Below are 13,478 nucleotides of genomic sequence, written 5' to 3' on the forward strand. Positions count from 1 at the left end.
AATTTGCATCCAGCCTCATCGTGCTCCCAGCGCGGCGAGCCGCTCCCCGATGCGCTGCACCTCCTCCTCGGCGATGGCCTTGCGAGTGGTGATTTTCTCGACGACCTGCGCCGGCGCCTTGGCGAGGAATGCCTCGTTGCCGAGCTTGGCGGAGGTCTGCGCGAGCTCCTTCTCCGCGGCGGCGAGATCCTTGGCAAGGCGCCGCTTCTCCGCCTCGATGTCCACCGTGCCGGAGGTGTCGAGCTCCACCTGCAGGGTAGTCCGACTGGTGCGGACCTCGATGCCAGCGGACGCGGTGAAGCCTTCCCCGGCAGCGGTGAGCCGCGAGAGGGCGGCGATGTAGGGATCGAGCGCCTCGAGGTCTGCCTGGTCCAGGCCCGTGATGCGGGCTGGCACCTTCTGGCCGGGGCGCAGGCCCTGGTCGGAGCGGAACCTGCGGATCTCGGTGACGAGGTGCTGGACGTCCTCGATTCGCCGGGCAGCCTGCTCGTCGCGGTCCGCGCCCAGCGTTCCGGGCCAGTCCGCGATGACCACGGACTCCTCGCCGGTGAGCTTGGTCCAGAGCGTCTCGGTGACGAACGGGATGGCCGGATGCAGCAGGCGCAGCAGGGTGTCGAGGACGTTTCCCACGACGATGCGGGTGGCGGGCGCGGTGGCGTCGTCGGCGAACTGCACCTTGGCGAGCTCGAGGTACCAATCGCAGAACTCGTCCCACGCGAAGTGGTACAGGGCCTCGCATGCCTTGCCGAACTCGTAGCGATCAAAGGCGGCGTCCACCTCTGCTCGCACGTGCTCGAGGCGGTCGAGGATCCATCGGTCCGGGTCGGTCAGGGTGTTCCGGGCTGGAAGCTCGCCGGGCGCTGCGCCGTTCATCAGGGCCAGCTTGGTGGCGTTGAACAGCTTGGTGGCGAAGTTGCGGGCCGCTTGCGCGTGGTCCTCGCCGACAGGCAGGTCAGCGCCCGGATTGGCGCCGCGCGCGAGGGTGAAGCGCAGGGCATCCGCGCCGAAGCGCTCCACCCAGTCGAGCGGGTCGATGCCGTTGCCGCGGGACTTCGACATCTTGCGGCCCTGCTCATCGCGCACCAGCCCGTGCAGGAACACGTCATGGAACGGGATCTTGCCGCCCGGGGAGTCCTCGGTCTCCTCGGCGACGAAGCGGCCGAACATCATCATCCGGGCGACCCAGAAGAACAGGATGTCGTAGCCGGTGACGAGCACGCTGGTGGGATAGAACTTGGCGAGCTCGTCGGTCTGCTCGGGCCAGCCCATCGTGGAGAACGGCCAGAGCCCGGAGGAGAACCAGGTGTCGAGCACATCGGGGTCCTGCACATAGCCCTCGGGCGGCGTCTCCCCCGGCGCGGGGCACACCACGTCGCCCTCGGGGCCGTACCAGATGGGGATGCGATGGCCCCACCACAGCTGGCGGGAGATGCACCAGTCGTGCATGTCATCGACCCAGGAGAACCAGCGGGGCTCCAGGGACTTGGGATGGATGACGGTATCGCCATCGCGGACGGCATCACCGGCCATGCGCGCGAGCTCGTCCACCTTGACCCACCACTGCTTGGACAACCGGGGCTCGATGACCTCGCCACCGCGCTCGGAGTGGCCGACGCTGTGCACGTAGGGGCGCTTCTCGGCAACCACTCGCCCCTCGGCCGCGAGCCGCTCCCGGATGCGGGCACGAGCCTCGAACCGGTCCATGCCATCGAACTCGGTACCGGTGCCAGCGATGCGGGCGCGCTCGTCCATGATCGTGGGCATCGGCAGGCCGTGGCGCACACCGATCTCGAAGTCGTTGGGATCGTGCGCGGGAGTGATCTTCACCGCACCGGAGCCGAACGCGGGGTCTACGTACTCGTCGGCGATGATCGGGATCTGGCTCTCGGTGATCGGATGGTAGACGGTGGTGCCGATCAAGTGCTGGTAGCGCTCGTCCTCGGGATGCACAGCGACGGCAGTATCACCGAGCATCGTCTCGACCCGGGTTGTGGCGACAATGACGTGCGGCTCGTCGTCCTTGAGGGAGCCGTAGCGCAACGAGACCAGCTCGCCCTCGACCTCCTCATGCTTGACCTCGATGTCGGAGATGGCGGTCTGCAGCACCGGTGACCAATTGACCAGCCGCTCGGCGCGATAGATCAGGCCAGCGTCATAGAGCTTCTTGAAGATGGTGTGCACGGCGCTCGAGAGGCCCTCGTCCAGCGTGAAGCGCTCGCGTCCCCAGTCGACGCCATCTCCGATGCGACGCATCTGCTCCATGATGGTGCCGCCGGACTCGGCCTTCCACTGCCACACCCGCTCCACGAACGCCTCGCGGCCCATCTCGTGCCGACTGGTGCCCGCGGCGTCGAGCTGCTTCTCGACGACCATCTGGGTGGCGATGCCCGCGTGGTCCATGCCGGGCAGCCAGAGCACCTCGAATCCCTGCATGCGCTTGCGGCGGCACAGGATATCCATCAGCGTGTGATCGAGCGCGTGGCCCATGTGCAGGCTGCCGGTGACGTTCGGCGGGGGCAGCACGATCGAGAAGCCCGGCTTGTCGCTGCGCGGGTCAGCGGTGAAGTACCCGGCATCGACCCAGCGCTGGTACAGCCCGGCCTCGACGGCCTGCGGCTCCCACGCCTTGGGCAGGTCCACAACTGGTCGGGATCCTTCCGCGCGGGATCCTTCCGCGCTGGAACCTTCTGGGCTCGTGCCGCTCGGGCTGGCGGTGTCCTGGGGGTCTGGCGCTGCACTGGTCACCCCGCGATTCTAGGGAACAGGACTGCCCGGGGTCACATCCGTTCCGCTGCGAGCAGCCCCGGCCGCGATCTACTACGGTTCGTCGTATGGAAATCGTGATCGGCTTTGTCCTCGCCCTGCACATCATCGGGATCGTCGCGCTGCTCGGTGGGGTGCTCTACCAGATGAAGGACATCAAGGCCGGGACAGCCCGGATATCCCCCGGAATGCTGCACGGCGCCCTCACGTTGCTGGTGACAGGACTGCTGCTCGTCGGCCTCAACGAGATGAACGATGCCGAGCTCAACCACATGAAGATCGGCATCAAGTCCCTCGTCCTCGTCGCGGTCCTCGTGCTCGTCATCGCCAAGCGCAACGCCGCCACTGTGACCCCCGCGCTGCTCGGCAGCATCGGCGCGCTCGCCACGGTCAACATCCTGCTCGCCACCATGTGGTAGCCCGCCCCGGACGACTGCTCCGCGAGAGCCCGGGCCTGGCACATATGATCGGACGAGGAGCCGATCCGCACCGGGCCCCGCACTGGGCCCACGAAGCCGGGAGCACAGCCATGAGCAACACCGAAGCCCACCCCGCGGAACTCAACTGCACCGCCGCGAGCAGCCAAGGCGAGGTGGAGATCCTCGCACCACGGGATGTGCCCCTCGGCGGGCCTCGTGCCATGCTCGTGCGCCGCACCCTCCCCCAGCGGCAACGTTCCTTCATCGGGGCTTGGTGCTTCGCCGACCACTACGGCCCGGAGGATGTCTCCGACAGCGGTGGCATGGATGTGGCCCCGCACCCCCATACCGGGCTGCAAACCGTCAGCTGGTTGTTCACTGGCGAGATCGAGCACCGCGACAGCGGCGGCGTGCACGGCCTCGTCCGCCCGGGCGAGATCAACCTGATGACGGGCGGCCACGGCATTTGCCACTCCGAGGTCTCCACGGGCAACACCACCGTCCTGCATGGCGTGCAGCTCTGGGTGGCACTGCCCGAGCACGCGCGCGATGCCCCTCGCGATTTCCAGCACCATGAGCCCGAGCTGGTGCAGCTCGACGGCGCGAGCCTCCGCGTTTTCCTCGGCAGCCTCGCCGGCAGCACCTCCCCGGTCACCACCCACACGCCGCTGCTGGGAGCCGAGCTGCTGCTCGAGGCAGGTGCGACCATCGAGCTCGAGGTCGATCCCGGGTTCGAGCATGGCATCCTCGTCGACTCAGGCCAGGCCAGCGTTGGCACGACAACAATCGATCGAGGCGCGCTCGCATACCTGCCCACCGGGCGCCGCACGATCACCCTGGACAACACCGGCGACGGGGCGACGCGGATCATTCTGCTCGGCGGCACGCCGTTCGACGAGGACATCATCATGTGGTGGAACTTCGTGGGCCGCACGCACGCGGAGATCACCCGCTTCCGCGAGGAATGGGAAGCGCACTCCGATCGGTTCGGGGCCGTGGAGGGGTACGAGGGCAAGACCGAGCGCATCCCGGCTCCCCCGCTGCCCAACGCGCAGCTCAAGCCACGCCGCAACCCATCAAGCCGGTAGGCGTCACTCCTCGTCGTCATCCGGCAGGGCGACGCCCAGGACGTCGGGCAGCGCGGCAGGCCCGGCCCCCATCCGGCCAGCGAGGAAAGCCAGGACGGTCTCGTACCACACCTTGGTGTGCTGGGGCTTGAGGATCCAATGGTGCTCATCGGGGAAGCTCAGGAACTGGTGCTCGGAGATCCCGTGGTCATCGCTGGGCAGGCCCGACTCGGAATTGAGCTCGAACCACAGGCGCAGTGCTTCGCCGATGGGGACCCGATAGTCCTTGTCGCCATGGATGACCAGCATGGGGGTGTTGATGTCAGCGACGTAGAGGTGCGGCGAGTTGTCCACGGCCATCTCGGGCGTCATCTCCCGCGCCCAGTACCACGCTGCATCGGTGGTGGGCGCGAACTGATCGAGCGCCCACAGCCCGGCATGGCTCACGATGGCCGCGAACCGGTTGGTGTGCCCGGCGATCCAGTTGGCCATGTAGCCACCGAAGGAGCCACCCATCGCGGCGGTCCGGCTCTCGTCGATCTCCGGCAGCTGCTCGGTCGCATCAGTCAGTGCCATCAGGTCCGTGTAGGGGGCATTGCCCCATTCACCCCAGCCTCGCTGGATGAACCTGCGCCCGAACCCGGTGGACAGTGCCGGGTCCGGCAGTAGCACCGCATAGCCGTGCGCGACCATCAGCCAGGGGTTCCACCGCCACTGCCAGGTGTTCCATGAGGCGAGCGGGCCGCCGTGGATCCAGAGCAGCAGCGGGGCCGGGGAGTCCTCGCTGGCCGTCGCGGGCAGCGCGAGCCATGCCCGGATCGGTGTGCCATCATCGCCGCTGGTCAGTACTTCGGTAACGCGCCCGGGGACGGCAGGCACGGACGCGGGCGCGGGGAGCCGCAGCAGCTCGCCGGTCTCGAGATCAATGCGAACCGGAGCGGGCGGCACGGAGATCGCGGCCCGCAGGGCGTAGGCGTAGCGGCCGGACGGATCGATGCACGCATCGCTGTAGGCGGCGTCGTCGGTGGTCAGCGCTCGCACCGCGGCCTTCGGGCTCGTGGCGGAGACGAGGAACAGGGGCGCGCGGCCGTACTGGTCTGCGGTGACAACGAGACCTGTTCCGTCGGGCAGCCAGGCAAGCGCGGTCGCCCATCGGTCCCAGCCCACCGCGATCCGCGTGGCCTTGCCCGTGGATAGGTCATGAACGTGGATCGTCACGTCGGGCGCGGTCTCGGGATCCGCATGTGCCTCGCGCACATAGGCGATCCGCATGCCGTCCGGCGAGATCGTGGGCATCCCGAAATCAGCGTCGTTCTCCCGCGCGATCACCGATCGCTCGCCGGTCACGAGGTCGAGGCGCATCAACTGCGCGCGCGTCACGCCCAGCGGCCCGGCCTCGTTCCACACCGTGACCGCGAACGAGCCCGATGGGTCCACGTCGATTCCCGCTTCGCGCAATGCCGCGTCCTGCACGATCCTCTGGCCAGCGCCGTTCGCATCGACCACAGCGAGGCATGGCACCTCGGGGCCGAGGTCGTGATCCCAGTAGCGCACGGGGTAGCCGGTGTGCAGGATCGCCGAGACCTTGCCGGACCGCCGGGCGTCGCGGATCCGCTCATCACCGGCATCGTCGCTTGCTGACGGGAACACCGGCATCGTCACGATCGTCGCATCGCGCTCGCGCGGCACCATGACACTGCTGATGCCGAGGGGCGAGCGTGCAACCTCGACGGCCTCGGCGCCATCGCGGGGCAGTCGCCAGGCCGTCGCGGGGTCCTCGTCGGACTTCCCCCGCGCGGCCACGAAGAGCAGGTCGCCGTTGGGCGCGAACGCGGGCGAGCTCTCCCCGCGCGCGCCATGGGTCAGCTGGCGGGCCGCGCGCTCGCCCTCCGGATCGATCTCCCACAGCGCGGGCACATGCTTGGTCGCATCATCGTTGAGCCCGCTGACGACGGTGACCAAGCGAGAGCCGTCCGGGGAAAGCCGCAGCCCGGACAAGCGTGGCAGCCGCAGGAACGCATCAAGATCATGGAACGGGGTCTCGCTGGGGGCGCTCGCGCCACTGTTCGCATCGGTCACAGTGAAGTTGTTACCACGTGCGCCACGCATCGTGCCGCGTGATGCCCAGCACGAGAGCTCCCCGCGGCCCCCATCGCGCTCTAGAGTGGGCCGGTGAGCACCCCATTCTCCTCTGGGCAGAACCACACTGCCCTGCCAGCCGTGGACAGGATCGCAGCGTTGTTCTCCACGCTCTCCACGCCCGCGCGGGTAGCACTGGTCCACCACGTCGCTCGCACACCCGGCGGCATCCGGAGCGGCGAGCCTCTCCCCCACGACTGCTCGCGAACCGACCTGCACGCTCTCCTCGAGTCCGGGATCCTGGCCGAGCACAACGGCAGCATCGTTGTGGCCCGCGACGCCCGCGCGCACGCTTCCGTTCTCACGGACCTGCTGCTCGGCCTCGCCCCGGTCGGCATCGGTAGCGCCATCCCGCCCAGTTCCGGCGACGTCGCGATCCGTGCCGCCGCCACGTCGGACTGGGACGCGATCCTCGCGATCTATGAGGAAGGCATCGCCACGGGCAACGCGACTTTCGACACGCGCTCCGCGGGAGCGGACGCCTTCGATGGACGCTGGCTTCCGGAGCATCGCTGGATAGCCGAGCGGGAGGGCACCATCCTGGGGTGGGCCGCGCTGAGCCCCACCTCCGTGCGACCATTCTTCGCTGGGGTCCTCGAGGTCTCGATCTATATCAGCGGGGCCACTGCCGGGCAGGGAGTGGGATCGAGACTGCTCGAGCATGTGGTGCGGCACGCGGACGCGGCGGGGCTGTGGACGCTGCAGTCCTCGATCTTCCCGGAGAACATGGCGAGCCTCGTGCTGCATCGCAAGGCGGGATTCCGCACCGTCGGCGTGCGCCAGGCCGTAGCGCGCCACCATGACCACTGGCGGGACACCGTGATCGTGGAGCGCCGCAGCCCGACTGCCTGGTAGCCGGAGCTAGTCGCCTGCAGGAATATCCTCGTCCAGCGCCGCGCGATACTCCTCGGGCGTGTTGAGATTGCGCAACTGGTGCTCGAGCCCCGTGGCGAGCACTTCGCAGGTGCGGGCACTGGCGAGGAAGCGCCGTGGTGAGCGCTGGCCGTCGGCGAGCGCGGCTTCCATGCTTGGCGCGAGCGCGGTGCGGTAGAGGGCGGCGAGCGGTTGCGCGGACGCGCCATCGTGGGCGGTGATGATGTCGTGCGATACGGCGATGTGCCGGGCGAGCTCATCGATGAGGCTGGCCTCGATGCCGGGCATGTCGATGGCGCAGGCGAAAGCCCATTCGGCGGGACTAGCAGCGGCAAGGCCGGTGGCGAGCCCGCGCAACGGGCCTTGGTGGGCAATGGGATCCTCGACGATGCGCGCCCCAGTAATGGGCAATGCCTGGCCGGGCGCGGCAACCACGATGATCGGAGCGCAGCGTCGCGCTAGGCGAGCGACGAGGTGCTCGGCGAGGGTCGCTCCCCCCCACTTGAGAGTCGCCTTGTCGCGGCCCATGCGGCGGGACTGCCCTCCGACCAGGATGATCCCGGCAATCTCAGGCATGCTGCACGATCATCCCCGCGGAAGGGCTCGGGCCAGATGCTCGATGGCGGCGAGGTAGCCATTCGTGCCGAGGCCCGCGATCACTCCGGTGGCGATGCCAGAGATGTAGGAGTGGTGCCGGAACTCCTCGCGGGAATGAATATTGCTGATGTGGACCTCGAGCACGGGGGCCTCGACGGTGATGACAGCATCACGCAGCGCCACGGAAGTGTGCGTGAGCCCGCCCGGGTTGATGATCAGTCCGGCGCACGACTCCCGGACCTCATGGATCCAGTCGATGAGCGTGCCCTCGTGGTTGCTCTGGCGGGCATCGAGCGCGAAGCCATGGTTGCGCGCTTGCTCGCGGCATTGCTCCTCGACATCAGCGAGCGTGGTGTGCCCGTAGACGTCGGGCTGTCGCTTGCCGAGCAGGTTGAGATTGGGCCCGTTGAGCACAACGATCGTGCCGCGGCCCGGCTGTGGCGTGGTCACAGTGGCGCCTAGGCGGACTTGTCGCGCCGCTCGGGATCCTCGGCTCGCCGCGGGACAATGGTCGGGTTGACGTTCTCCCGGACGGTGGAGCCCGTGACAACAACCTTGGCGACGTCATCGCGGCTGGGGATGTCATACATGACGGGCAGTAGCACTTCCTCCATGATCGCGCGCAGCCCGCGAGCGCCGGTGCCACGCAGGATGGCCTGGTCAGCGATGGCCTCGAGCGCCTCGGGGGTGAACTCGAGCTCGACGTTGTCCATCTCGAACAGCCGCGTGTACTGCTTGACGAGCGCGTTCTTCGGCTCGGACAGGATGGAGACGAGCGAATCCTTGTCGAGGTTGGTCACTGAGGCGACCACGGGCAGGCGTCCAATGAACTCGGGGATGAGCCCGAACTTGATGAGATCCTCGGGCATGACATCCGCGAAGCGGTCAGCGGTGTCGATCTCGTTCTTGGACCGCACGTCGGAGCCGAAGCCGATTCCGCGCTTGCCCGCACGGTCGGCGACAATCCGCTCGAGGCCAGCGAACGCTCCAGCGACGATGAACAGCACATTGCTAGTGTCGATCTGGATGAATTCCTGGTGGGGGTGCTTGCGCCCGCCCTGTGGGGGCACGCTGGCCTGGGTACCCTCAAGGATCTTCAGCAGGGCCTGCTGCACGCCTTCGCCGGACACATCGCGGGTGATGGAGGGGTTCTCGCTCTTGCGGGCGATCTTGTCGACCTCATCGATGTAGATGATGCCCGTCTCGGCACGCTTGACGTCGTAGTCGGCAGCCTGGATCAGCTTCAGCAGGATGTTCTCGACATCCTCGCCGACGTATCCGGCCTCGGTCAGCGCCGTGGCATCCGCGATCGCGAAGGGCACGTTGAGCATTTTCGCGAGAGTCTGGGCCAGGTAGGTCTTGCCGCAGCCCGTCGGACCGAGCATGAGGATGTTCGACTTCTGCAGATCGACATGCTCGTGGCGGGAGTCGCGGGCCTTCTCGCCTGCCTGCACTCGCTTGTAGTGGTTGTACACGGCCACGGCGAGGGTGCGCTTGGCGTTCCCCTGCCCGATGACGTACTGGTCGAGGAAGTCGTGGATCTCGGCCGGCTTGGGCAGCTGGTCGAGCTTGACGTCGCTGGACTCAGCGAGCTCTTCCTCGATGATCTCATTGCACAGGTCGATGCACTCGTCGCAGATGTACACGCCCGGGCCCGCGATGAGCTTCTTGACCTGCTTCTGGCTCTTTCCGCAGAAAGAGCACTTCAACAAGTCGCCGCCGTCACCGATGCGCGCCATACCCGTGCTCCCAACTTCCTGATACTCGCCACGCCTGCCGGGTATTCCCGGCTATAACAACATCGTGGTCATGTGCAGCATGCCCTGACAGTACCTGCCGTGGAGGATCCACGACGTCCTTGTGCCTGCCAGCTACCTATCGTCAGCGCCCCGGCGGCGCTTCGCGACCCTTGGAGGCTCTAGCGTCACCGTTCGATACCGATTTGTGCGGTATCTGCCGTCATGCGGCGTGTCGTCCCAGCATACAACCGGGACGACCCGTCAGCATGTCAGTTTTGTCACTGGTTGGACAGTGAAAGCTTGCGGTACTCGAGGACATTGTCGATGATGCCGTACGCCTTGGCTTCCTCGGCTGTGAGGATGAGGTCGCGATCGCTGTCCTTGCGGATCTGCTCCGCCGTCTTGCCGGTGTGCCGCGAGAGCGTGTCCTCCATCTGCTTGCGCATCCGCTCGATCTCCCGGGCCTGGATCTCGAGGTCGGACACCTGGCCCTGCATGCCGCCGGTGGCCGGCTGGTGGACGAGGATGCGGGCGTTGGGCAGGGCGAGCCGCTTGCCGGCTGATCCCGCAGCAAGCAGGATCGCCGCAGCGGAGGCCGCCTGGCCCAGGCACACGGTGGTGATGTCGGCGCGCACGTACTGCATGGTGTCGTAGATCGCCATCAGCGAGGTGAACGAGCCGCCCGGCGAGTTGATGTACATGGTGATGTCGCGGTCGGGATCCTGCGACTCGAGGACAAGCAGCTGCGCCATCACGTCATTCGCGGATGCGTCGTCGACCTGCACGCCGAGGAAGATGATGCGCTCCTCGAAGAGCTTGTTGTACGGGTTCGATTCCTTGACGCCGTAGCTGGAATGCTCGATGAACGAAGGCAGGATGTAGCGGGCCTGCGGGCCCATGTGCTGTGGGAGCGGATTGCGGTTGACGGTCATGTCTTCTCCACGTTTCTATCAGGCGAGGACAACAGGTGGGGGTTCGATTCGGCCAGAGCGGCCAGGGCCGCCGATGGCTCAGCGGGGTGGCCGCCGGATAGCTCAGCGGCCAAGGCCGCCGGACTGGCCGGCACGGGAGATTACGTGGTCGACGAAACCGTAGTCCTGCGCCTGCGCGGCAGTGAACCAGCGATCGCGATCGGAGTCCTTGGTGATCTGCTCGACGGTCTGCCCGGTGTGGAGCGCGATCAGCTCGGCCATCTCTCGCTTGGTATGGGCGTACTGCTCGGCCTGGATAGCGATATCCGCCGCGGTGCCACCGATGCCCGCGGACGGCTGGTGCATCATGATCCGCGCGTGCGGGAGCGCGAACCGCTTGCCCTGGGTGCCCGCCGAGAGCAGGAACTGCCCCATCGATGCCGCGAGGCCCATCGCGTAGGTCGCGACATCGCACTCGGCGAACTGCATGGTGTCGAAGATCGCCATGCCCGCGGTGACCGAGCCACCGGGCGAGTTGATGTAGAGCGAGATGTCACGGGTGGGGTCCTCCGCCGAGAGCAGGAGGATCTGAGCGCACAGCTTGTTGGCGATGTCATCGTCGACCTGGGTGCCCAGGAAGATGATGCGCTCCTGCAACAGCCGCTCGAACACCGAGTCGCTGAGGTTCATTCCGTATGTGTTTGAACGCATCGATGGGGTGCGCGCGGGAGTGTGCACGGTCACGGGTGCCTGCCTTCCGGATACCTGGACGTTTTTTCCCCGGCGCCGGGGCTTGGTGCGGGGGTTCCCGCCATCAAGTCGAGCTAGTGGGCGCCGATGTGCAATGGGTCTGACACTGACAGTAACGAACTAGGGCGGCACCGGTATCCCGGCACCGCCCTAGTTCGCTGTAAGCGTCAAGAATAACGGCCTACTTGGCGTCGGCCTCGGTCTCGTCGACCTCGTTGGCATCGCCCGACTCGTCATCAGAGCCCTCGGTGGGAAGCGCATCGTCCTCGTCGTCCCCGGCAGCACCGAAGTACTCCGTGACGTCGAGCTCCGAGCCATTCTGGTCCTTGACGACCACCGCGCGGATCACCTCGACGAGAGCCTTGGTGCGGCGCGCATCGGCGAAGATCGTCGCGAGGCCGTTGGGCTGCTTCTGGATCTCCTGGATGAACTGCTGCGGCTCCATGCCGTAGCGCTGCGCCTCGGAGAAGATCCGCTCGAACAGCTCCTGCTGCCCGACAGTGATGTCATCGGCATCAGCGATCGCGTCCAGCAGCAACTGGGCGCGCACCGCACGCTCGGCAGCCTCGCGGGACTCGGCGTCGAACTCCTCGCGGGACTTGCCCTGCGCCTCGAGGAGGCGGTTGAGGGTGTCCTCCTCGCCTCCGAGCGAGTGGAGCGCGCTATGCAGCTGCTCATGCACCTGCTCGTCGACGACCTTCTGCGGCGCCTCGAAATCCACGACCTCGAGGAGCTTCTCGAGCACCTTGTCACGGATCGAGTTGGTCAGTGCGATCCGCTTGGACTGCTCCGCCTTCTCGCGAAGATCCGCCCGCAGTTCCTCGACAGTGTCGAACGCGCTGGACAGCGAAGCGAAATCGTCATCCACCTCGGGCAGCTCGCGGGTCTTCACCGACGTCACCTTCACCGCGACGACAGCGTCCTCGCCCGCGAAATCGCCTGCGAGAAGCTTGGTGGGGAACTCTGCGGTCCCGCCGGCCTCGACGCCGGTGATGGCCTCGTCGAGTCCTTCGATCAGCTCGCCCGAGCCCACCTCGTGGGAGAGGTCATCCGCGGTCGCGTCCTCGACGGGCTTGCCGTCAACGGTGGCCGACAGGTCAAGGGTGACCAGGTCACCCTTTTCGGCGCCGCGCTCGACCGGGACGACCGTGCCGAAGCGCTTGCGCAGCTCGTCGAGCTGCTCCTCGACATCGGCGTCAGTGGCTTCCTCGGCCTCGACCGACACCTCGAGCGATGCGTACTCGGGCAGGGTGATCTCGGGGCGCACATCCACCTCGGCGGTGAAGCCGAAGTGATCGTCCTCGATCTTGGTGACCTCGATCTCGGGCTGCCCGATGGCCTTGATGTCTCCCTCGGAGACTGCCTCGGAGTACTTGCCCGGAACAGTGTCATTGATGACCTGCTCGAGCACGGCACTACGGCCAACGCGCGCGTCGATGATGCGGGGCGGCACCTTTCCAGGGCGGAAGCCGGGCACCCGGACCTGCTGGGCGAGCGCCTTGTAGGCGCGATCGAAGTCCGGCTTCAGCTCCTCGAAGGGCACCTCGACACTGATACGTACTCGCGTCGCGCTCAGCTGCTCGACGGTGCTTTTCACGGAGATGCTCCTACCTGGTTTTTTGAAATCTTACGAGGGGGTGGCAATGCGAATCCCGGATTACCGGCCCCGGTTGCGCGACCCACCGGCCCAGCTTGGCGCCAAGCTCACGAACCACGACCGGAGGCCACAACGTCGGGGTGACAGGATTTGAACCTGCGACCCTCCGCTCCCAAAGCGGATGCGCTACCAAGCTGCGCTACACCCCGTTTGCTCCAACCCGAGAGACTACATGGAATTAGCTCCAAGTTGCAGCCGGGGCAATATTACGTGCTTGGCTTGGCGTTTCCAAAGCAGGTTAGGTACAGTCACTTGTCGCATGCACCGAGGTGCGAGCGCGGGTGTAGTTCAATGGTAGAACCTCAGCCTTCCAAGCTGATGGTGCGGGTTCGATTCCCGTCACCCGCTCCACACGGAACAGCCCCTGGCCAGCGGATTCGCAGCCAGGGGCTTTCTGCATCCGTAGGTCCTTCGCCTGGCCTGGCCTCGCCTAGCCTGGTCTAGCCCCGCCTCGCCTCGCGAGTGTTCGGAAAACGACAGCTCACCGCCGGTGGATTCATGCGGTCGTCGCAACACCAGGCGGATCCGGCTCCTCGGACAACATCCTAGCGAGGGCCTCGGCA

General features: G+C 66.7%; 11 protein-coding genes and 2 tRNA genes. 4 read left to right on the forward strand and 9 right to left on the reverse strand.

Annotated elements, in window-relative coordinates; genetic code table 11:
* Nucleotides 1-15: 15 nt before the first annotated feature.
* A complete protein-coding gene (locus tag QC765_RS14390; protein ID WP_278315140.1) occupies nt 16-2,640 on the reverse strand; it encodes a valine--tRNA ligase in 2,625 nt (874 codons plus the stop codon).
* Nucleotides 2,641-2,831: 191 nt separating this feature from the next.
* On the opposite strand from QC765_RS14390, the gene QC765_RS14395 reads away from it, so the two are divergent.
* Both QC765_RS14395 and QC765_RS14400 read left to right on the forward strand, forming a co-directional pair.
* Complete coding sequence (locus QC765_RS14395) at nt 2,832-3,182, forward strand: hypothetical protein (protein ID WP_278315123.1); 351 nt, start codon at nt 2,832-2,834, stop codon at nt 3,180-3,182.
* A gap of 110 nt (nt 3,183-3,292) precedes the next feature.
* Entirely contained in the window at nt 3,293-4,270 is a 978-nt protein-coding gene (locus QC765_RS14400; protein WP_278315124.1) for a pirin family protein, read from the forward strand.
* Between the two features lie 3 nt (nt 4,271-4,273).
* Here the strand turns inward: QC765_RS14400 and QC765_RS14405 are convergent, their stop codons facing one another.
* On the reverse strand, nt 4,274-6,328 hold the full coding sequence (locus QC765_RS14405) for a S9 family peptidase (protein ID WP_278315125.1): 2,055 nt from the start codon (nt 6,326-6,328) through the stop codon (nt 4,274-4,276).
* 93 nt (nt 6,329-6,421) lie between these two features.
* Here QC765_RS14405 and QC765_RS14410 point away from each other — a divergent pair, with 93 nt between their 5' ends.
* Nucleotides 6,422-7,243 (forward strand): GNAT family N-acetyltransferase, encoded by an 822-nt coding sequence (locus QC765_RS14410; protein ID WP_278315126.1) that lies wholly within the window; start codon nt 6,422-6,424, stop codon nt 7,241-7,243.
* A gap of 6 nt (nt 7,244-7,249) precedes the next feature.
* Here the strand turns inward: QC765_RS14410 and mobA are convergent, their stop codons facing one another.
* The 7 genes from mobA to QC765_RS14445 all read right to left on the reverse strand — a co-directional run bounded on the left by mobA (nt 7,250) and on the right by QC765_RS14445 (nt 13,064).
* The gene (gene mobA / locus QC765_RS14415; protein WP_278315127.1) at nt 7,250-7,837 is read right to left on the reverse strand and encodes a molybdenum cofactor guanylyltransferase; all 588 of its coding nucleotides are present in this window, start codon (nt 7,835-7,837) and stop codon (nt 7,250-7,252) included.
* A gap of 9 nt (nt 7,838-7,846) precedes the next feature.
* Nucleotides 7,847-8,308, reverse strand: a complete 462-nt coding sequence (gene aroQ / locus QC765_RS14420; RefSeq protein ID WP_278315128.1) for a type II 3-dehydroquinate dehydratase — start codon at nt 8,306-8,308, stop codon at nt 7,847-7,849.
* An 8-nt stretch (nt 8,309-8,316) separates the two neighbouring features.
* On the reverse strand, nt 8,317-9,597 hold the full coding sequence (clpX, locus tag QC765_RS14425) for an ATP-dependent Clp protease ATP-binding subunit ClpX (protein ID WP_278315129.1): 1,281 nt from the start codon (nt 9,595-9,597) through the stop codon (nt 8,317-8,319).
* Nucleotides 9,598-9,875: 278 nt separating this feature from the next.
* Entirely contained in the window at nt 9,876-10,529 is a 654-nt protein-coding gene (locus QC765_RS14430; protein WP_278315130.1) for an ATP-dependent Clp protease proteolytic subunit, read from the reverse strand.
* A 102-nt stretch (nt 10,530-10,631) separates the two neighbouring features.
* On the reverse strand, nt 10,632-11,219 hold the full coding sequence (locus QC765_RS14435; RefSeq protein WP_278315141.1) for an ATP-dependent Clp protease proteolytic subunit: 588 nt from the start codon (nt 11,217-11,219) through the stop codon (nt 10,632-10,634).
* A gap of 220 nt (nt 11,220-11,439) precedes the next feature.
* Nucleotides 11,440-12,855 carry a trigger factor gene (gene tig / locus QC765_RS14440; RefSeq protein WP_278315131.1) on the reverse strand — a complete coding sequence of 472 codons (1,416 nt, stop codon included), beginning with the start codon at nt 12,853-12,855 and terminating at the stop codon, nt 11,440-11,442.
* Nucleotides 12,856-12,990: 135 nt separating this feature from the next.
* A tRNA-Pro gene (locus tag QC765_RS14445) sits at nt 12,991-13,064 on the reverse strand.
* A gap of 128 nt (nt 13,065-13,192) precedes the next feature.
* Between QC765_RS14445 and QC765_RS14450 the strand changes: the two genes are divergently transcribed.
* A tRNA-Gly gene (locus tag QC765_RS14450) sits at nt 13,193-13,266 on the forward strand.
* Nucleotides 13,267-13,478 lie beyond the last annotated feature (212 nt).

The sequence above is a fragment of the Hoyosella levis genome (assembly GCF_026008515.1).
Taxonomy (GTDB): Bacteria; Actinomycetota; Actinomycetes; order Mycobacteriales; family Mycobacteriaceae; genus Lolliginicoccus; species Lolliginicoccus levis.